The organism is Chitinophaga varians (assembly GCF_014529945.1).
Taxonomy (GTDB): Bacteria; Bacteroidota; Bacteroidia; order Chitinophagales; family Chitinophagaceae; genus Chitinophaga; species Chitinophaga varians.
Genome location: NZ_JACVFB010000003.1, coordinates 270795 through 291800, shown reverse-complemented (window position 1 = coordinate 291800; position 21006 = coordinate 270795). Strand labels below are relative to the sequence as shown.

General features: G+C 51.5%; 16 protein-coding genes. 8 read left to right on the top strand and 8 right to left on the bottom strand.

The features are described 5' to 3' along the window. Window positions 1–8: 8 nt before the first annotated feature. The 5 genes from ICL55_RS15560 to ICL55_RS15540 form a co-directional block, all read right to left on the bottom strand. The gene (locus ICL55_RS15560) at window positions 9–1493 is read right to left on the bottom strand and encodes a RagB/SusD family nutrient uptake outer membrane protein (protein ID WP_223151467.1); all 1485 of its coding nucleotides are present in this window, start codon (window positions 1491–1493) and stop codon (window positions 9–11) included. A gap of 17 nt (window positions 1494–1510) precedes the next feature. After that, window positions 1511–4804, bottom strand: a complete 3294-nt coding sequence (locus tag ICL55_RS15555; RefSeq protein ID WP_188098830.1) for a TonB-dependent receptor — start codon at window positions 4802–4804, stop codon at window positions 1511–1513. A gap of 168 nt (window positions 4805–4972) precedes the next feature. Then, on the bottom strand, window positions 4973–6052 hold the full coding sequence (locus tag ICL55_RS15550) for a FecR family protein (RefSeq protein WP_188098828.1): 1080 nt from the start codon (window positions 6050–6052) through the stop codon (window positions 4973–4975). Window positions 6053–6124: 72 nt separating this feature from the next. After that, entirely contained in the window at window positions 6125–6676 is a 552-nt protein-coding gene (locus tag ICL55_RS15545) for an RNA polymerase sigma factor (RefSeq protein ID WP_246496382.1), read from the bottom strand. Between the two features lie 88 nt (window positions 6677–6764). Beyond that, window positions 6765–7403 carry a helix-turn-helix transcriptional regulator gene (locus ICL55_RS15540; protein ID WP_188098824.1) on the bottom strand — a complete coding sequence of 213 codons (639 nt, stop codon included), beginning with the start codon at window positions 7401–7403 and terminating at the stop codon, window positions 6765–6767. Window positions 7404–7627: 224 nt separating this feature from the next. On the opposite strand from ICL55_RS15540, the gene ICL55_RS15535 reads away from it, so the two are divergent. The 3 genes from ICL55_RS15535 to ICL55_RS15525 all read left to right on the top strand — a co-directional run bounded on the left by ICL55_RS15535 (window position 7628) and on the right by ICL55_RS15525 (window position 13466). After that, window positions 7628–8815, top strand: coding sequence for an efflux RND transporter periplasmic adaptor subunit (locus ICL55_RS15535; RefSeq protein WP_188098822.1), 1188 nt, complete (start codon window positions 7628–7630; stop codon window positions 8813–8815). A gap of 82 nt (window positions 8816–8897) precedes the next feature. Continuing rightward, on the top strand, window positions 8898–12062 hold the full coding sequence (locus tag ICL55_RS15530) for an efflux RND transporter permease subunit (protein WP_188098820.1): 3165 nt from the start codon (window positions 8898–8900) through the stop codon (window positions 12060–12062). A 24-nt stretch (window positions 12063–12086) separates the two neighbouring features. Next, window positions 12087–13466 carry an efflux transporter outer membrane subunit gene (locus ICL55_RS15525; protein WP_188098818.1) on the top strand — a complete coding sequence of 460 codons (1380 nt, stop codon included), beginning with the start codon at window positions 12087–12089 and terminating at the stop codon, window positions 13464–13466. Between the two features lie 118 nt (window positions 13467–13584). Here the strand turns inward: ICL55_RS15525 and ICL55_RS15520 are convergent, their stop codons facing one another. After that, complete coding sequence (locus ICL55_RS15520) at window positions 13585–15201, bottom strand: DUF6138 family protein (protein WP_188098816.1); 1617 nt, start codon at window positions 15199–15201, stop codon at window positions 13585–13587. Window positions 15202–15443: 242 nt separating this feature from the next. Here ICL55_RS15520 and chrA point away from each other — a divergent pair, with 242 nt between their 5' ends. Next, a complete protein-coding gene (gene chrA / locus ICL55_RS15515) occupies window positions 15444–16772 on the top strand; it encodes a chromate efflux transporter (protein WP_188098814.1) in 1329 nt (442 codons plus the stop codon). A gap of 68 nt (window positions 16773–16840) precedes the next feature. Further along, window positions 16841–17263, top strand: a complete 423-nt coding sequence (locus ICL55_RS15510; RefSeq protein WP_188098812.1) for a DUF3995 domain-containing protein — start codon at window positions 16841–16843, stop codon at window positions 17261–17263. Between the two features lie 116 nt (window positions 17264–17379). Here ICL55_RS15510 and ICL55_RS35420 read toward each other — a convergent pair whose 3' ends face one another. Then, window positions 17380–17511, bottom strand: coding sequence for a hypothetical protein (locus tag ICL55_RS35420; RefSeq protein ID WP_281392540.1), 132 nt, complete (start codon window positions 17509–17511; stop codon window positions 17380–17382). Next, window positions 17498–18007, bottom strand: coding sequence for a hypothetical protein (locus tag ICL55_RS15505; RefSeq protein WP_188098810.1), 510 nt, complete (start codon window positions 18005–18007; stop codon window positions 17498–17500). Before ICL55_RS15505 ends, ICL55_RS35420 begins: the two co-directional genes overlap by 14 nt. A gap of 136 nt (window positions 18008–18143) precedes the next feature. Here ICL55_RS15505 and ICL55_RS15500 point away from each other — a divergent pair, with 136 nt between their 5' ends. The 3 genes from ICL55_RS15500 to ICL55_RS15490 all read left to right on the top strand — a co-directional run bounded on the left by ICL55_RS15500 (window position 18144) and on the right by ICL55_RS15490 (window position 20629). Beyond that, the gene (locus ICL55_RS15500) at window positions 18144–18890 is read left to right on the top strand and encodes a MarR family winged helix-turn-helix transcriptional regulator (protein ID WP_188098808.1); all 747 of its coding nucleotides are present in this window, start codon (window positions 18144–18146) and stop codon (window positions 18888–18890) included. A 6-nt stretch (window positions 18891–18896) separates the two neighbouring features. Beyond that, window positions 18897–19838 (top strand): helix-turn-helix domain-containing protein, encoded by a 942-nt coding sequence (locus ICL55_RS15495; RefSeq protein WP_188098806.1) that lies wholly within the window; start codon window positions 18897–18899, stop codon window positions 19836–19838. 71 nt (window positions 19839–19909) lie between these two features. Continuing rightward, window positions 19910–20629, top strand: coding sequence for an SDR family oxidoreductase (locus tag ICL55_RS15490; RefSeq protein WP_188098804.1), 720 nt, complete (start codon window positions 19910–19912; stop codon window positions 20627–20629). The last annotated feature ends 377 nt before the right edge of the window (window positions 20630–21006 follow it).

Sequence of the window (21006 nt, the reverse complement as noted above, 5' to 3'; positions counted from 1 at the left end):
TCTAACGATTAGTAACCCGGGTTCTGCGTCAGTTTGTTGGAACTGAGATCAATCTCTACCTGCGGGATCGGCATCAGTTCATTTTTACCCGCTTTGAAGCCTAGTGGGCCAAACACCTGCGCACCTCTGCCCTGACGGATCACGTCAAAGAAACGGTCACGTTCCATCGCCAGTTCTATCTGTCTTTCGTGATAGATGGCGAGGCGGAGCTGTGCCTGGTCGGTGGTGGTCACATCAGGCAGGATGGTGTTGTTGCCGCCGCGTGCACGGGCTCTCACGGCGTTGAGGGAGCTGAGTGCCTGACCGCTGTTGCCCAGTTCGTTGGCTGCTTCGGCGTTCATCAGCAGTACTTCTGCATAACGGATCACGCGTACGTTCTGATCGGCGCCTTCGTTGTAGCCGTCGCGGAACAGTCCAAACGGTACATACGATTTGTAATTGAAACGACGGTTGATGCCGATATTTTTGATACTGTCGCCTTCTGCGTTGATAGTGCCTCTGAACAGGATGGTGGCGTTTTTACGGGGATCGCCCGGCTCATAGGCATCTACCAGTGCCTGTGTGGGGGTATTGAAGCCCCATCCGCCGCCTTGCTGGCTTTTTACGCCCTGTATCTGAGAGTACTGGGAGTTGGAAGCGTCGCGGTTACCCAGGATGATCTGGCATTGTATTTCAAAGACTGACTCCACGGAATTTTCGTTGGCGATACGGAACAGCTTTTCGTAGTCCGGGAAGAGGCTGTAGCCCAGGCCCATTACCTGATTGGTAAAGGTGAACACATCTTGCCATTTCTTTTGGTACATGGCCACTTTAGCATGCAGGGCCAACGCAGCGCCTTTGGTGGCGCGCCCTGCGTCTTTGGCCGGATAGGTGGCCGGCAGTACGGCGGTGGCTTCGGTCAGGTCTTTTTCGATGGCTGCCCATACTTCCGCTTTTGGGGTACGTGGCAGGTTATATTCTTCCGGGCCTTTCGGCGTATGCAGTCGCAGTGGGATATCGCCGTAGGCGCGCACCAAACGGAAGTAGGCGTAGGCGCGGACAAATTTGGCTTCTGCCAGGTAGCGGTTTTTCAGCGCATCGTCCATCTGTATTTTCGGTACGCTGTCCAGCACCTGATTACAGAGATTCACTTCCTGGTACTGTCCTTTCCAGAAGTCGGCCACCTGGCCATCGGAAGCGGTCACGGTGAAGTTGTCGAAATTGCTCAGGAAGCTGGCATCGTTAGGGTCGCTGCCTTTCTCTGTTTCTTCGGAGCCCAGGTCTTCCACTGCCAGCGCCGCAAAGGCTACCTGACGCCATTCGTGCAGATTGGCATAGATGGCGTTGACAGCTTTGGTCGCATCGGCTTCTGTTTTCCAGAATTCTTCTGCGGGTTGTTGTCCCTGTGGGGGCACATCGAGAAAACTTTTTCCGCAGCCGGCGGTGATGGCCAGCAGCACCGGCAGTGCATAGCTGGCAATACGTTTTATAGGTAGTGTGTGGTTTCTTTTCATGGTCATCATCGTTTAAATTAGAAGGTCACGTTTACACCGAAATTGTAGGTAGCATACAGGGGATAGATACTCTTATCGACACCCTGGCTGGTAGGTATACCGCCGATTTCAGGTGAGAAACCACGGTAGCGGAAGAAATTGAATGCGTTTTGCGCGCTGGCGAAGAAACGCAGGTTCTGCATGCCCCAGCGGTTAGCGATGGCTTTAGCCATGGTATAACCCAGTTGTATGTTCCGGATACGGAAGTAGGAACCGCTTTCTACGAAGAACGTGTTAGGCAGGTAGTTCTGTCCGCCGCCTACGTTGGCAGAAGGATAGGTGTTGGAAGTGCCTTCACCATGCCAGCGGTTATCAAAAAATTCTTTAGTGAAGTTTTCGTTACCGTAACGTAACGCGATGTTGGCATTATATACGTCGATGCCCGCTACGCCCTGGAATTCTACTGCCAGATCAAAGTTTTTATAGTTGAAGCTGGTGTTGATGCCATAAGTGTATTTAGGGTTTGGATTGCCGATGGGAACACGGTCTTTGGCATCTATGGTACCGTCGTTGTTGATATCGCGGTATCTGAAATCGCCCGGTTTGGCGCTTTTCTGTGCAGATGCTGCTACTTCTGCTGCATTCTGGAACACACCGTCTACCTGATAGCCGAAGTACTGACCAATGGGTTGACCGACAATGGTGCGGGTAAGCAGGCCGCCGCCGGTAGAAGCATCACCACCGCCATAGATGGGGTAGTCTGTGTTGCTGACTTCTAACACTTTATTGTTGTTGATGCTGAAGTTGCCACCAATGGAATAACCAAAGCCGCTTGCTGTCTGATCTTTCCAGTTAGCTGCAAACTCCCATCCCTGGTTCCGGAAAGTGGCCTGGTTGGCGGTCATCTTCGAATCCTGGGTACCGAGCGACATGAGCACGGGTACATCGAAAATAGCGGACAGTGTTTTCTTGTTATAGAAACCAGCTTCTATATACAATCTGTTTTTTAACACACTGGCTTCGATGGCCGCATCAATACCTTCTGATTTTTCCCAGAACAGTGCCGGGGGCACCAGTGAGGTAACACTCGCACCGGTATAAACGCCACCACCGAAGATGGCGGTCAGATAAGGGGATTGGTTGATCCTCTGAACAGAGAGCGATGGCGGAACGGAAGCGTTGCCCACCTGGCCCCAGCTACCGCGCAGTTTCAGGTTATCGAAGATACCGGTGTTTTTGATGAAAGGTTCTTCACTAAGTACCCAGCCCAAACCTACAGAGGGGAAATAACCCCACTGGTCTCCGGGGGAGAACTGGGAGGCGCCGTCTGCACGGATGGAGGCTGTCAGCAGGTATTTGTCTTTATACGCATAGTTGACGCGGCCAAAGTAAGAAGCGATGTTGATGAGTTCACCTTCATCAGTTACGGAACGGCCATCGGTATTGCCCAGTCGCAGGTACCTGGTACCTTCATTATTGTTGGGCACATTGTCTGCGCTGGCAATCAGTTTGTAGAACCGGCGCTGTTGTGCTGCCTGGCCCAGCAATACTTTCAGGTTATGATCTCCGAATTTGTTGTCATAGGTGAGGGTATTTTCCACGATCCAGTTCTGCCGGCTGGCGGTAGTGCGGGTCAGTTTGCTGACTTTGTTGAACTGGTTGGTGGTAGCCTGGTATTGTGGGGTGTAGTTGCGGATGATACTATCACCATATTCACCCCCTACGCTGCTATGGAAAACAAAATGTTTGGCAAAACGCAGGTCTGCATATACGTTACCGGTGATCATGCGGCGTTTGGAGGTCTGGTCATAGAAGTCCAGGGATACCTGCGGGTTTTTACCGGCGCCGGTGCCGAGGTTCAGTTTGTCCGGGTCTCCGTAGGAGCCATCAGGATTAAATACCGGTACTATGGGTGCAGAAGTGTAGAGCTGCAGGAAGTAAGCATCCGGAATATCGTGACTGTTATAGGCAGCGGCGGTGACAGAGTAACCGATTTTCAACGGTTCAAACACCTGGAAATCGTTTTGCAGGCGTGCAGTGATACGGGAGAAATCATTGGTTTTAATGAGACCGTCCTGTTTCATATAACTCAGGGAGAAGTTATAGCTGGATTTCTCGGTACCACCGTTGATAGACAGCTGATGGTTGGTGGTAAAGGCGTTCCGCATTTCCTGTTTGAACCAGTCGGTACCTGCGCCATAGGCGTTGGCGTCCAGCCGGAGCGAGTTGTTGTTGATGGCGCTCAGTTCGTTGATGATGGTCGCATATTCGTTGCCATTGGCCATTTTCACCTGGTTAGTTGCGCGTTGCATGCCTACATATCCGGTGTAGTTGATGCTGGTTTTGCCGGCACGGCCTTTTTTGGTCGTGATCAGTACCACACCGTTGGCAGCGCGCATACCGTAGATCGCCTCGCTGGAAGCGTCTTTCAGGATGCTCATATTTTCGATGTCGCCGGGGTTGAGGAAGCTGATATCGTCATACCACACGCCATCTACCACGTACAGCGGACTGGGGGAGCCGTATACCGTGGACGTACCCCGTATTTTGATGGTAGGGGCGCCGCCTGGCTTACCGTCGTTCACGATTTGTACGCCGGCTACTTTGCCTTGCAGGCCGCTCATGGCGTTGGTCACCGGCTGTTTATTGATTTCTTCTCCTTTCACCTGAGCGATGGAGCCGGTGATGTCTACTTTACGTTGTACACCGTAACCTACCACCACTACCTGTTGCATCTGGCTGACAGATTCTTCCAGCGCGATGTCCAGCTGCTGGCGGTTGTTGACCGGCATCTCCTGTGAGGTGTAACCGATAAAGCTTACCACCAGGGTAGCGTTGTCGGGCGCGTTGAGGGTATAGGAGCCATCCGGACCGGCTACGGTGCCTTTGGAGGTTCCTTTTATGCTGATGGTAGCGCCGGGAATGGGCGTGCCGTCTTTTTTGCTGGTGATTTTACCGGTGACTTTTATGTCCTGGGACATGATCACCACGAGATTGTTTTCCACCAGTTTGTACCGCAGCGAAGTGCCGGCGAAGAGGGTGCTCATCACCGCGTCCAGCCCTGAGTTGGTGACGTCTACATTAACTTTTTTTCTTATTTCGGTCAAGGCATTATTGTACAGAAAACGGTAGTTACCCTGCTGTTCAATACTACTCAACACTTGTGAGATCTCCGCTTTTTTCAGCTTGAGGGTGATGGTAGCCTGTCCCTTCACGGCGGCAGATACCTGGAGAAAACACGCCAACAATAATAACGTGGTGAGTTTCATAATAACAAGTGCTTTTTTCAGGGCATAGGAATACCTGTCCCTAAATTCTAGCGATATTTTCATACTTTTAAATCTAGAGGTGAAAGTGATGGAAGCTTGCGGCTTGGCGTGTTGGCAAGTTTCCTGATAAGGCTGAATCTTCGGCGGGAAATGTTAGCGCATTTCCCGTTTTAGTTTTGGTTGGATCACGAGCTGTTAATTAGGTGTGTGTTCATAACGTTGTCAAATTATTCAGTGGATAATGATGGTGTCGTTCTGTATCTCATAACGGAAAGCGGCTGTCAGCTGTAATGCGCTCAGGGCCTGCTGCACGGTTTCCTGTTCAAATATGCCGGTAAAGCGAAGTTGTTGTAACGATGGATTGTCGAACTGAACATGCACCCCGAAAAAACGTTCCATTTGTTGTGCTAACTCCGCAAAGGATTCATCTTTAAACACCAGTTTATTGTCCATCCAGGACGTTTCGGTGATGGCCGTTGTTTGTGCTGCGTAGTAAGAAACGTGGCTGAGTGTGACCGTCGTCTCTTCCTTTGCTGTATTGGCTTTGGCGGAGCGGGCAACAGCGGGCAGCTGGTTCAGCACCACGATTTTTTCGCTGGGTTTAAGAATGATCCGGGTGGCGTTGCGCTTTACAATGGCTTCTATGCTACCAGTAATCAGAGAGGCTTCCGTGGTTTTGTCTTCCGGGTACGACCGTACATTGAAACGGGTGCCCAGCACACGGATGTCCATCGTTTCCGTATGGATAACAAATGGATGGTCTGCTTGTTTGGCCACATCAAAAAAAGCTTCTCCCGTGAGCGTTACGCTACGGTCATTTTTACCGAAATCTTTGCTATAGGAGAGTTTGCTTCCTGCGTTTAGCCATACCCGTGTTCCGTCCGCCAGCTGTATGCTGGTACGCGAACCGTTGCGGGTGGTCACTTCGCTGGCTATGGCGTTGTTGTTTTTTTTAGCAGATGTCCACCACCAGGCAGCCATGCCTAGCAGTACGCCGGTGGAGATAGCGGCAGCCCACAGATAGGGGCGGCGGGACCGTATCGCGGTAAGTGGTGCGGGTGTTTCGTTGGCAGTATGGCCGATCGGAATGCCCATGGCCTGCATCCGGCTGATGTGCCGGTCGTGTGCAGCGATGGCCGATTCCTCCCTGGTGGCTGCTGACGTTTTCTGCCACAGCTCATCTACCAGCCCGGCCGGTAGTTCTGTGTCAGGATTGTCGCGGAGCAGCGCCGCCAGCTCCTGCAGTTCTTCCGCAGTAGCTTCGTTCGCCAGTTTCCGTGCCATCAGTTCCCAAATACGTCTCGTGTTCATAACGTGAAATAAGATGCTCTTTCTACAGGATCTCTTTTTTCACGAAATCTACCAAAGGAAAATAAAAAAAATTTAAGGTTGTAACCGCTGCGGCTTTTTAAGAGAGGTATTGATCGCGCGGGCAATCCTGGCAAGGGCGATGGCCAGTTGATTGTCAATAGTTTTGACAGAGATGTCCAGAATTTCTGCGATCTCTTTGTAGCGGAGACCGTCTTCTTTGATCAGTTTGAAGATGATTTTACAGCGGGGAGGGAGATCGCTGACTGCCTGCTCAAACTTCGCCAGCAGTTCGGCGCTGATGAGCTGCTCTTCCGGGTTGTAGTGCGGGCTCTCCATGTCCAGCTCCAGTGCGTCGAGGGAGAGCGCATTTTTTTTCTGTTGTTGCAGCAGGTATTTAAGGGCCACGTTTTTGGTGCTCACGTACAGGTATACCCGCAGATTGTTGACGGCTGTCAGCCGGCGACGGCCCTGCCATATATTAATAAATACATCGGATACCACTTCTTCGGCGATCTGTGCCGAGCGGACAAAAGAACCGGCAAATTGTACCAACGGCTCATAGAAATGCAGGAACAGCTCTTTGTAGGCTGATTCGTCGTCATGTAAGCTGATACGGCGCTGCAATTCCTGTATGTTATTGGCCGGGAGCATCGTGGCATAAGCTGCTATGCGGCCAAGATAAGTTAAAAATCAATACCAGCCTTCAATAAACTCATTGTTCCCCTTTGGGAGATATGCGGTACGCGCATCTTCTGGCGCCGGACAACAGATGGTCTACCCGTTCTACTTCCGCTCCCTCACCGACCACTTTCCGGAAAGTTTCCAGCTCCGCAGAGCAGAAACCCTGACAAACCTCGGCAGCTACGCAGATAGGGCAGTGGTTCTCTATTAACATATATCCTGTTTCGTCTTTTTCCCAGGTGGCCATATACCCTTCGGAATCCCGGGCTTCAGCCAGTTTATTGATTTTACCTTCCAGGGTGGTTTCCTTCAGCGTAGCCTGCAAATACTTGTCCAGACCGGCCTTTTTGCTGTTTTCGATGACCGCCTGAAGGGCATCAGGTCCCAGGGTGTCCCGGATGGTGTTGATCAAACGCACGGTCAGTTCCGCATGTGAATCCGGAAAGCGGCTGTTGCCTTTCTGGGTAAGCGCCCATATCTGTTGCGGTCTGCCCCTCCCTTTAGATACGTTGGTGGCCTCCACCAGGCCCTCGCTGCTCAGTTTCAGGAGCTGAAAACGTGCACCCTCCACCGTTATGTTCAGCGCTTCCGCCACTACCGTCAGGGGTTGAGGCCCTCTGGTCTTCAATATCCACAACGCTCTTTCGTTCTCCTGCAAAATATTATTCATAATAAACAAAGTGTTTATTTGGTTTATTCACAAATTTACTATTTTTGCATCAGATAAACAATTCAACGGCTGGAAATCCGCTCCTGTACTGACGAGGCGCTGGTGTCCAGCCTTCACTCCCGTGCCCATACAAGAATGGCAAGCAATTGCTGCTGCAGCCCTCCTGCTGCGGAATGGCATCGCCATGCTTCATGCGCCGGGGTGTTACAAAAAAACATGATACCATGCAACGAACATTATCCTTCTCCGCGGCTGCCCTGGTGGTGCTATCTATCCTGACCGCCTGCGGTAGCGGCCATACCGATGCCGGTTACGGCAACGAACCACAGCCTTATCCTGTGCTGACGCTGAAAACATCGGAAGCGACCCTCCATATGGACTATCCTGCTACCGTGCGCGGTCAGCAGAACATTGAAATACGGCCTAAAGTAGACGGTTACGTAGCTCAGATATTGGTAGATGAAGGGGCCACCGTTAAAAAAGGTCAGCTCCTCTTTAAGATAAACGCGCCACAATACGAACAGGAAGTACTCACCGCGCAGGCGGCCATCAAAAGCGCCGAAGCGGCTGTCAACACCGCCCGCATGCAGGTGCGTAAAGTCACCCCGCTGGTGAAAAAAGAAATCGTCAGCAATTATGAACTGGAGGCGGCTGAACTGGCGCTGCAAGCCCGCGAAGCAGAACTGGCCCAGGCAAAGGCCAGCCTGCAAAACGCCCGTGTCAACCTCAGCTATACAACTATCTATAGCCCGGCAGACGGTGTGATCAGCACCCTGCCTTATAAGATAGGCAGCCTGGTGGCGCCCACCAGCGAACAGCCGCTCACCATGCTCTCCGATATCGCCAATGTGCATGTGTATTTTTCTTTCACGGAAAAACAACTGCTCGACCTCGCCGGTACGGATGCCAGCACCACGCTGGATGCTAAACTGAAACAGCTGCCGCCGGTACTACTGGTGTTGGCTAACGGAAATGAATATACGGAGAAAGGGAAAGTGGAAACTACCGGTGGCCTCATCAACAACACTACCGGTGCTATCAGCATGCGTGCGGTCTTCTCCAACAAAGCAGGCCTCATCCGCAGCGGCAGCAGCGCTACCATCCGCATTGTGCAACCTGTCAGCAACGCGCTCATGGTGCCTGCGAAGGCAACCTATGAAATGCAGGGCAAAAAATTTGTCTTTACAGTAGACACCGCCGGCACCGCCCATTCCCGTGAGATCACGGTGAGCGACCGCTCCGCCGGCGACGCCTATATCGTCAATAACGGTCTGCAGGCGGGTGACAGGGTCATCACCGATGGCATCGGCTCCCTGAAAGACGGGACGAAAGTAAAACCTGTCGACGCTGCGGCCTCCGGACTGAAGGCTGCGCTGTCACCCGGAGTGAAGTCCGGCGCTACTGCCCGCTAACTACCGCCCGCAGTTATCACACACGGTACCGGCTACACGCTGGTACCGGTAGCTACTGCTTTGTCCTTTTAAAAAAGATCGTATGCTTAAAAAATTCATCGATAACCCGGTATTATCTACCGTTATCTCCATCATCATCGTGATATTGGGCGTGCTGGGCCTCATCTCCCTGCCCATCTCACAATATCCTGAAATCGCACCACCTACTGTGGAAGTGACGGCCAATTACCAGGGCGCCAACGCAGACGTGGTGATGAAAAGTGTCATCATCCCGCTCGAAGAACAGATCAACGGCGTGGAACATATGACGTACATGACCTCCAAAGCAAGTAACGACGGCTCGGCGGTCATCACGGTCAATTTCAAACAGGGCACCGATCCCGATCTGGCCGCGGTAAACGTGCAGAACAGGGTGGCCAAAGCGACCGGCCTGATGCCGGCGGAAGTCATCAAAACCGGTATCACCACCACGAAAAAACTGAATAGTGAAGTATACGGCTTCCTGCTGTACAGTGAGAATAAATCCTACGACGAGAACTTTCTGGACAACTACTTCCGTATCAATATCCTTCCTGAACTGAAAAGGATTTCCGGCGTGGGTGATGTACAGGTGTGGAGCGATCAGGCCTATTCCATGCGTATCTGGCTCCGCCCCGATGTGATGGCCTCCTATGGCCTCGTACCCGACGATGTGGTGGCTGCACTCGCAGAACAGAATATTGAAGCGGCCCCCGGTAAACTGGGTGAGAACAGTAAGAAAACGTTCCAGTACGTACTGAAATATACGGGTCGCCTTGAAAGGCCGGAACAATTTGAAAACATCGTTATCCGCGCTACCGCCAACGGACAGCTGCTGCGTCTCAAAGACGTGGCCGACGTGGAGCTGGGCGCTTTCAACTACGCCACGGAACTCACTTCACAAGGGTATCCCTCTTCCGGTGGCGCTGTCAGTCAGACTGCCGGCTCTAACGCACACGAGGTGATCATACAGGTAGAAAAAGTGCTGGAAAAAGCAAAAGCGAATTTCCCGCCCGGTATGAAACTGGCGGTGTTCATCAACGCCAACGATTTTCTGGACGCCTCTATCGCCAAACTGATACAGACCATCTTCGAAGCGTTTATCCTCGTGTTCATCGTGGTGTTCATCTTCCTGCAGGATTTCCGTTCTACGCTGATACCGGCCATCGCGGTGCCGGTAGCGATTATCGGGACATTCTTTTTTCTCAAGATATTCGGGTTTACGCTCAACCTGCTCACACTGTTTGCTTTAGTGCTGGCCATCGGTATCGTGGTAGACGATGCCATCGTGGTGGTGGAAGCGGTGCATGCTAAACTGGACCAGGGCGCCCGTTCGGCGCGGAAAGCCACCATGCATGCCATGAGTGAAATCAGCACGGCGATCGTGTCTATCACCCTTATCATGTCGGCGGTGTTTGTACCGGTTACTTTCATCACCGGTTCTGCCGGCGTGTTCTACAAACAATTTGGTCTCACACTGGCGGTGGCCATCCTCATCTCCGCTGTCAACGCGCTGACGCTCAGTCCTGCGCTGTGCGCCATTCTGCTGAAACCGCATGATAAAAACAGCCATGCGAAGAGAAGCCTGTTGCAACGGTTCTACGACGCCTTCAATGCTGGCTTCAACGCAGTAACGGGAAGGTATATACGGGTGGTGAAATTATTGATAGCACGCAAGTGGCTGGCGCTGGGAGCCATCGCCGTATTCGCCGGTATCCTGGTGTTCCTCCTGAGAACAACGCCTACCGGCTTTGTTCCCAATGAAGATTCCGGCGCCATCTACGGCGACATCATCCTGCCACCGGCATCCACGCTGGAACAAACTACCCGGATCGCTGATCAGGTAGACAGCATCGCACGGGCCATGCCGGAAGTAGCGGTCACTTCCCGCCTTTCCGGTATGAACCTCATCAGTGGTTTTGGCGGTTCTTACGGCGCGCTGTTTATCGCGCTGAAACCATGGAAGGAGCGCACCAAACCAGGACAGGACATCAACAGCCTCGTCGGGAAACTGTTTGCACAAACAGCCGGTATCAAAGGCGCACAGATCATCTTCTTTGCCGCGCCCACCCTGCAAGGGTTTGGTAACAGCAGCGGTTTTGAAATGCAACTGCTCGATCAAACCGGCGGCAACTATAAAGACTTCGGCAATACGGTGGATAAATTCATGGAAGCGCTGCGTAAACGTCCGGAGATCATGTACACCGCCACACCGTTCAATACCAACCTGCCGCAGTACGAAGTACAGGTAGATGTGGCGCATTGTAAAGAAGCCGGTGTGGACGTTGGCGGACTGCTGCGCACCCTGCAGGGGTACCTGGGCGGTATCTATGCATCCGACTTTAACCGTTTCGGTAAGCAGTATAAAGTCATGCTACAGACCAACCCCCGCTACCGCGCAGAAGAGGCGGACCTCAATAAAATATTTGTCCGCAACAACAAAGGTGAAATGGCGCCGGTATCTGCTTTCCTGACACTGCACAAAACCAGCGGGCCTGAGTTCATCAACCGTTTCAACCTCTATACGTCCGCCGCCGTAACAGGCGCTCCCAATAAAGGCTACAGCTCCGGTGATGCGATCAAAGCATTCCGTGAGGTGGCCGCCAGCACGCTGCCGAGAGGCACGGACTTCGACTTCAGCGCGCTCACCAGAGAGGAGATTTCCAGTGGCAGCCAGACGTTGCTCATCTTCGTATTGTGCCTGTTGTTTGTGTATTTCCTGCTGAGTGCCCAGTACCGGAGTTATATCCTGCCTTTCGCCGTGTTGCTGTCATTGCCCATCGGGCTGGCCGGTGCTTTTGTCTTTGCACGTCTCGCCGGACTGGACAACAACATCTTCCTGCAAATCAGTCTGATTATGCTGATCGGGCTGTTGGCAAAAAATGCGATCCTGATCGTGGAATTCTCGATACAGCGTCGCAGGAGCGGCCTAGGTCTGGTACGCGCAGCTATTTCCGGTGCGTCGGCGCGCTTCCGGCCTATTCTGATGACCTCCTTCGCTTTCATCTTTGGCCTGATGCCGCTGATGCTGGCTTCCGGTGTGGGAGCGCTGAGCAACCGCTCCATCGGTACCGCGGCCGTAGGTGGTATGCTGATCGGTACAGTGTTCGGCGTGTTTGTGATACCGGCGCTCTTTGTCCTGTTCCAGGCATTGCAGGAACGTATAGGCGGTACCGTTCATCAGAAAGTAGAAGAGCCTGAAGAGGAACTGGAAGAAATGGCCGTTTAATTTGTCTGAATAAAAAAAGTAAAAATGACACACAAGAAATATATCTGGCTGCTGGCACTCGTGACGCTGGCAGCCGCCTGCAAAGTTACCAGGCCTTACCAGTCGCCGGAAGCAGATACCCAAAACCTGTTCCGCGATCAGCCGGGCAACGATACCAATACCATTGCCGCAAAGCCATGGCAGTCCTTCTTCACCGATACCTTGTTACAGCAGCTGATTGCCCGTGGTATCCGTGAAAACCCCGATCTGCGTATCGCCATGCAGCGTATCGTAGCGGCCCAGGCAGCACTGAAACAGAGCAAGCTGGCTTTCCTGCCGGACGTGAATGCCAATGCTTCTGTGAAACAGAGCAGATTGGCTTTTCCGCAGGGCTATGGCCTTATCAACACCGCTACGCAGTATGATGTGAATGTGGCCGCCAGCTGGGAGGTAGATGTATGGGGGAAATTACGCAGCGGTAAAAGGGCCGCGCAGGCAGCATTGCTGGGCACCGTGGCGGCACAGCAGGCCGTACAGAGCAGCCTGGTAGCTGATATTGCGGCGTCTTATTATTCATTGCTGGCACTGGACCAGCAACTGCTGGTACTGCAACAAACACTGACCAACAGGGGAGAAGACGTGAGCAGCATGAAAGAGCTGAAAGCTGCCGGTGTGGTGAATGGAGCGGCAGTGGTGCAGAGTGAGGCCAACCAATATGCTGCGGCGGTGGCTATCCCCGATGTAAAAAGACAAATCCGGGAAACAGAAAACGCACTGTCTATTTTACTGGCACTTCCTCCGGGACCTATCAGCCGTAGCAGCATCACCGCGCAACAACTGCCGCAGGACTTATCTATCGGCATTCCGGCGCAACTGCTGCAATACCGCCCCGATGTAAAAGCAGCGGAATACGCTTTCCGCAATGCCTTTGAAAATACCAATGTCGCCCGCACGGCCTTTTATCCTTCCCTCAATATAACTGCCGCCGGAGGCTTTACCAGCTTCGATTTCAGCCAGTGGTTCACCGATGCCGGCCTGTTTGGCAATGTGGTAGGCGGATTAACACAGCCTATCTTCAATCGTGGCCTGAATAAAGCCCGTCTCACCACCGCACAGGCCAAACAACAGGAGGCCCTGTACAACTTCAGCAAAACCATGTTGACGGCCGGAAAAGAAGTATCGGACGCCCTTTACTCGCTGGCATCAGCTGCTGAGAAAAAGGAGAGCCGGGAGAAACAATTGGCATCTCTCGAAAAAGCGGTAGACTTTACCAAAGAATTGTTGCGCTATAGTTCCAGCACCAACTATACAGATGTGCTGACTTCAGAACAAAACTTATTAAGCGCGCAGATGGGAAGTATCAATGATCAGTTACAGCAATGGCAGGCGGTGATTGCATTGTACCGCGCCCTCGGCGGTAAATAATAGATAACGGGAACCGGCACAGGGATTATAGCAGAGAGGAACGCAGCTAACCAGACGATATGTTTTTTGAATGATTTTCAGACAGGCTATTCGCTATAATCTCCGTGCCGGTTTTTTATTACAGTTCCAGCTTTTTCTTTCCCTTCCAGATAAACCACGCCAGGTGGTCTACCTCATACGATTCCAATTCCAGCGATTTCACGTAACTTTTCAGTGCCTCCATATTCTCCGCTGTTTCCAGTGCTTGTAAGGCTTTAATCGGTTTGATGTCCTGTGCACACCGCAACACGTCCACAATGGCGGGAATCGTGCCGGCATGAACACCATGCTGTTGTATGAACTGTACGAGGAAATGATTTTGTACAGATTGATGTTCATCGTCTACTACGTGGAGGTATTGCTGCAATAACGGAAAATAGCGGGCATCTGCCAGTGCCAGTCCGAATACGGCGTAAGTGCCGGGGCGTGCACATTGTTCTGCTTCCACATCTTCGTACCACTCATACTCTTGGCGGATGGCCAGTTGCGCATATTTTTCCAGCTGCGGATACAACGCGGGATATTGCAGCGCATTAGCGAAAAAGCGCTGTGTGGCGGATTTGCCCAGGCCTTTAATGGGAAGCAGATTTTTTGCTTTGGACTTGCATTTGATTTCGTAGCTCGGTGGAAAATCTTTTTCCAGCAGGTGGCAGATGAAATCCAGCGCTTTGCCGTAGGCGGCTTCTGTCTCGTTTTTAAAGCTGATCTCGAAAGTGGCAAATACATCGTTGGCGGTGCAGGTCACATCTGCATCTTTGTACTGAATATCACTATCGCTGAAGGTGCCGCTGCCTTTCTTCAGGATCCGGGTGGCTTTGGTGCTGCCCAGTTCTTTCGCTTTTTCGATGAAGCCAACGCCGGTAGAACGGCTGTAATTGGCTTCATAGCGGATAATGCTTACACCGGCATATATCAGCAGGTCCAGCAGATGCTCCGGCGGCGTGGACCTGTCATGGGCTTCTTTCAGCGCGAATTCCGGTAGTCCCCAGGCGGGTCTTTGAACATGATAGTACACCGGGAGGAACGTTTCCTCGGCCCATACCCGCAACGCGTAGGTAATATGATGCTGGTGTTGCTGCAGGGATTCTTTGTTGTTTTTGTTGAGCGTTCTGATCTTCTCAAAAACAGCGATGGCGCCCGGCACATCTGTTTCCGGGTATAATGCCGGATCGATCAGGTGTTTGGCCAGGAACATGGTTTCCAGGTCTTTGGTCGGATATTGGCCTTGATAGATTTTTTGAGTGAGATACTGATCGATGGCCTGCCGCAGCTTTGTTTTTTTAACCTCGCTGGTGGTGCGCAGGACCGGCAGTTTATAGAATTTCTCGTCTATCCTGAATTTCCCATCTACCTGAAAGTGGTAATCGAGTATGGGGTTGTTGTCGTAAGAAAGATACAGCGCCGTGAGTTTTTCCTGTAACAATGGCAACAGCTGGTCTATCTCTTCTTTTGTGAGCGGTGCGTCCGGGAAGTCGGTGCCTTCGTACTTCACATCGGGGCGGTCGCTGCCGCCGCTGTCCATAAAACAATGTACCTGGCCTTTATAGTAGAAAAAGCGTACATAATCGTGTATGCCTGCCTGTAAGGTGGTGCGGCTGGCAATACTCACAGCGTCTTTGGAAGCATTTATTTTTTGCAGCAATTGGCTGGTGGCAGTGGTAATGTCGTTGACAATCGTTTCGAAGCGGTTCTCCATGCGGGTTAATTTGAATGACAATGTTGAATCGGCAGCGAAATTAGGGAAAATCAACGAATGAAGGGTTGCATAAGGGGAGGGTATTTCGTATATTTACAGATGCTCAAAAAACCATGCAACACAGCATATACAGCATGATTTTCAATAATCTGTAACATCATATGGATAGTTGCCACCACATCTGTTAACAGCAGGTGCAGGGGTGTTTTTTGGGATACCATTGGAAAAACGATGCAAGAGATATGAATGTGAACAATCAACAACAACGGCCTTCTTTCGGGGAAGCGCTACGGTTCTGGTTTAAACTGGGATGGATCAGTTTTGGCGGTACAGCAGGGCATATTGCGATTATGCATGAATACCTGGTAGACCGTAAGAAGTGGATTAGTAACAGCCGCTTTCTGCATGCCCTAAACCATTGTATGATATTGCCCGGTCCGGAGGCACAACAGCTAGCTACTTATGTGGGCTGGCAGTTACATGGTAAAAAAGGCGGCCTGGCAGCGGGAATCCTGTTTGTATTGCCTTCTATGTTTATCCTGTTGGCATTAAGCATGATGTACGTGTTGTATGGCAATGTGCCCTGGATTTATGCCATGTTTAACGGCCTGAAACCTGCGGTGGTGGCTATTGTGATCCTGGCCATGATAAGGGTGGGGCAGAAGGCGCTGCATACGCCGCTGCATTATGTGCTGGCGGCGGCGGCTTTTGTGAGCATATTCTGGTTCAATTTGTCGCTGTTGGTCATTATAGCCGGCACTATCGGCATTGCGTTGCTGGTGCGGTATCTGTGGCCTTCGCTGGTGGAAAAGGACGAGCATCAGGAAGAAGCGATGGCCGCGGAAGAACAGGGGTACTACCTCAACAAATATACGAAATCACCTGCCGGTGGGAATGTGATGCTGCGTCTCGGCAAACAGATCGGTGTTGCGCTGTTGTTGTGGGTATTGCCATTTGCGCTTTTTTTCTGGCTGGCGGAAGATTTCCGGTTCTGGAAAGGCATGGTGCTGTTTTTTACGCAAACGGCTTTTGTGACGGTGGGCGGTTCATATACCGTATTGCCTTATGTGGCGCAGTTCAGTGTGGGAAAGCTCAACTGGCTGAGTAATATGCAGATGATTGATGGTTTTGCGCTGGCGGAAACAACGCCAGGGCCACTGATCATCGTGCTGTCCTACGTAGGCTTTATGGCTGGTTATAATCATTTCGGCGGTTCGTTGTGGATGGGGACCCTCGGACTGCTGACGACTACGTTTTATACTTTTCTGCCCTGTTTTCTGTTCATCTTCGCCGGCGCGCCGCTGATAGGAAAAACACAGGAGAACAAATCGATCGCCGGCGTGCTGGGGTTTGTGACCGCTGCCGTGACGGGCGTTATCCTGAACCTGACCCTCTTTCTGGGAAAGGATGTATTGTTTCCCGGCGGGGTGACTTTCGCGCACCTGGATTATACCGCATTATGCTGGATGCTGCTCTCGCTTTTTCTGTTAATACGGTATCGGCTAAACGTAGTATATCTGATTGGCATGAGTCTCTGTTTCGGAGGATTACATTATCTGCTGACAAAATAAAATATCCTGATATTTATCAGTTGGGCGTGTAGAGGCAACACCTACATTTGTGGATATAATCCTGTCGTATGTTACTACCTGCTGTGGTGGCCGCCACTATCTTTGTCGTTATTTCCGCCATACATTTTTATTGGGCCTTTGGTGGCCAATGGGGTGTGAGAGAGGCGGTGCCGGTAAATACGGCCGGTGAGCCGATGTTACATCCCGGTGCTGCCGGTACGTTTATCGTGGCGCTCGGCCTGTTGTTTTTTGCGGCGGTGTTGACCGCCAATACCGGTGTTTTTGATGACCTGGCGAGCCGTAAAATAGTGAGCTGGACTACCAGAGGCATCGCTGTCATCTTTGCGATACGGGCCATCGGGGACTTTAAATATGTCGGCCTTTTCCGCAAGGTAAGAGCAACGCCGTTTGCCCGTAAAGACACCGTTCTTTTTACGCCGTTGTGCATCGTATTGTGTATACTTTGCCTGCTGGCAGCACAACCCATTTAATTATTCCGATATTTTGGTATTTACTGATGGAGTAGCTGTCGATTAATAATGGGTTTTCTCTTGATAGAACGCCCACCCGATAGCAAAATATCAAAATAACAAAATATCAAAATGACTCAATGATCTGGCGTGAGCGCTGCTGTAAGCTCCCGCAGGAGTTGGACCGTTTCCATCAGCAGATCAGCGAGGAAAAGGGCCGGTAATTCCGCCATACTGATGATGACGGTGAGGATACTAAAGTTGTGCATCGTAGAATTTACGGTAATAAGCGAATTTGTATGTCATGCTTTTCCGGGTTTCCGGTAACCCTTCTGCTGCCAGCTTTTTGAACCAGCTGAGCACCGTTTCACTGAACTGGTCAAACCCCTGTGATTGTGTGATGGCGTCTGTCAGTTGTACGGTGGCGGCATCGTCCTGCTGCCAGTAGCGTGCTATCGCCTGACACAGACCGGTTGTTAACGCTGCGTCATAGCATTTCTTCAGACAACGTGCCACCGGGGCAGCCCTGTCGGGGTAATTCATCAACATAAAAAACAGCCAGTGTTTAAGGCTGGTGACCTCTCCGGCTTCCAGCCGAAGCGCCGCCAGGTCTGGCCGGTGTGCCAGCTTCTCCCCACCGGCAGGATCTTCATACTTATTCAACGCATGTCGCTCCAGTAACGCTGCCAGATCGGAAAGTGCGGGCATGGCTTGTTCCGGCGCCGACTGACAGTCGGTCATCAATTGTTTGAGTAGTATTTGCATGACCTGATTTATTACGGTTCCGTTGTTTACCTTTACAAAGAAAGCACAATTTTCTTGTAAAAACAACGAAATCGTTTTTATTTATAACGAAATCGTTTTATTTTAAAATAAGTACTTTTTCCATAAAATATTTCTAATGATGACGCCTTTAGTGGAACTGATATCAGCATGGGAAGCCTACGCCAGTCAGGCCGATAAGCCCGCAGTAGCGGACTTTTGCGCTCAATACACGCGTAAGCAGACAAAGAAGAAAAAGGACAAATCCGGGGAAGGCCCGGCGCCCGATATGGATGGCCTGATCTCGGAACTGATCGGCAGAATGAGCGGTATACACACCATCTATGCTAAAATGATGATGAAAGAATGGCCGGACATCGAACTGGAATGGTTTTATTTGTTGAATGTTATCAAGTACAAAAAAGAAGCAAGGAAAACAGATATTATCAGTCTCTGTATGATGGAGCAATCCACCGGCATCGATATTCTCAACCGGATGAAAAAGAAGTCCCTCATCACGGAAAAAAATGATCCTGCCGATAAACGGGCGAAGCTGATCAGCATCACGGATAAAGGAAACGAGCTGCTGTACAAAAGTGGCAGCAGCCTGTTCAAAGTATCCTATATCCTCTACCATGATGTGGATGAAGAAGACAAACAGACGCTTATCCGCATTATGGGGCAGGTACATGCGCGCAGCAGGCCGCTGCTCGCCGAAGGCAGACAGCTTAAGTTAGACGATATGCTCACAGAACGCTACGGCAAAAATGCGTTGACCGAAGTGGACATCGCTTTCGCCAAGCTGGTAAAAGAACGTGAAAAAATGCTCGCCGAACGCCGCAAGGCAGAACCTATTGACGATATTATCCGGTCACTGTATAAATAACCAGCCATGCCTGTCCACACCTCCCGCAAAGATATTCCGCAATACGGACTGGAAGAGTCCCGGCAACTGCACCGTGTGCCCGGCGACACTTCCGCATTTGGATACAACAACCTCGCACCGGCTGCGCGGATAAAAGGTTTTGAGCTGTATTCCAGCGAAGGGGTGCGGGCGCAGCTGGGACCACTGAAATCGGACTACTACCGTATCAGTATTTCCGTGCGCGGCACTACCGAAATACAATTAGGGCTGGAAGACTTTACCCATGGCAATGGCACCATCAGCTTCACTTTCCCGGGGCAGATCTTCAGTAAGCGGGGCCTGAGCGATGATGCTTTTGGGTATTACCTGTTGTTCGAACCTGAATTCCTCGAGGGGATCATTTCCGCCGACCGTATTCCGGTGGAGTTTCCCTTTTTTGCTTTCGCAGGCGTACCGTTTATGCAGCTGTCGCCGGCTGAACTGGAGATCACCGTTGATTTTGCTGAACGGATGAATGCAGAGCTGCAGCGGCATCAGCCCGGCCACGACAAAGCCGTGCGCCTATACCTGTACCTGATGCTGCTGGAGCTGAAACGCAGTTATCTGCGGCAGGGTTTTGATATCACCGAACGGGATGAGAAACCGGCCTACCTGGTGCCGCGTTATAAAAAACTGGTCAGCGAACATTTTCTGACCAAACGGAAAGTCGCAGACTATGCGGCTATATTGGGCGTAACGCCCAACCATCTGAACAGGGCCATCCGGGAACATACCGGTCGTACCGCCTCCGAAGCCATTACAGACATGCTGGTCCGGGAGGCCAAAGCAGTGCTGCGTTATACCGACACCACTATCGCCGGTATATCCGATCAGCTGCATTTCAGCGACCCGGCGGGTTTCAACCGTTTTTTCAAGGAGAAGACGGGGCTTACCCCACTGGCCTTCCGGAAAAATGCAGTATCCGGTTAATTTAATGCAGCATTGGGTTAACGATGGTCTGTCTTTTATGCGCCAATTTTACAGCATAAAAGAAACACAATATGTCTGCTTCATTTGAAAATTCCCGTGTAATCATCGCCGGTGGTTCTTCCGGTATCGGACTGGCAACTGCCGCTTTACTGACCGCTGAAAAAGCCCATGTGACCATTACCGGCCGCGCTGCCGGACGGCTGCAGGAGGCCGCCGAAGCCGTGCCCGTGGCGGCTACCGCAGTGGTAGATGGCAACGACCGTCCCGCACTCGATCAGTTCTTCGCTGCACAACATAGTATCGATCATCTGGTGATTGCCCTCAGTGGCGCTAAAGGCGCCGGTATGTTCAAAGACTTGTCGCTGGACGATCTGCGGGCCGGCTTTGAAGGCAAGTTCTGGCCACAGCTGCAAACGTTACAGGCAGCACTGCCCTATATGCGCCCCGGTGGCAGCATTACCCTGATCACCGCTATCAGCGCCATCACCAAACAGCCCGGTACGTCCGGACTGGCAGCCATTAATGCCGGCCTCGAAGCTATGGTCCCCGGCCTGGCGAAAGAATTACAACCCTTACGGATCAACGCCGTTTCTCCCGGTGTGGTGGATACGCCATGGTGGGACTTCCTGCCGGCAGCGGCGAAGGAGGATACCTTCAAGGCCTATGCGGCACAACTGCCTACGGGAAAAGTAGCCGCTGCTACTGATATTGCGGAAGCGGTGCTCTTTCTGATGCGCAATAGCAATACCACCGGCACCATCCTGCGTTGCGATGGTGGATACAGCCTGTAGGAAAAATTGTTTGATAACCGTTGCCATCCTGATGAGCTGCTCATCAGGATGGTTTGTGTGGTGGTCTCCCCAAAAGTTTTCAGTGTAGGGTTCGCTATTTACGGGCCGGATAAGCAACGCTGAAAAAGCCATCTCCCCAAACCTGCCGGGTATCACGTTGGCGGGTAATCGTTATAGCCCGGAAACTTATCTTATGATTTGAACATAATCCTTTTTTTGCTGTTGTAGTATTTGCAATGATACTGCAGTGGATCCGATGTATGTAGTGGCAGGTATCATCCCCGAATTCTCAGGACCGACATGCATTATAGCGCAGCAATACTATTTCGGATGCAATGGAGCATGCGCAGGATTTCTTTTTCTCCGGCTACCACCTC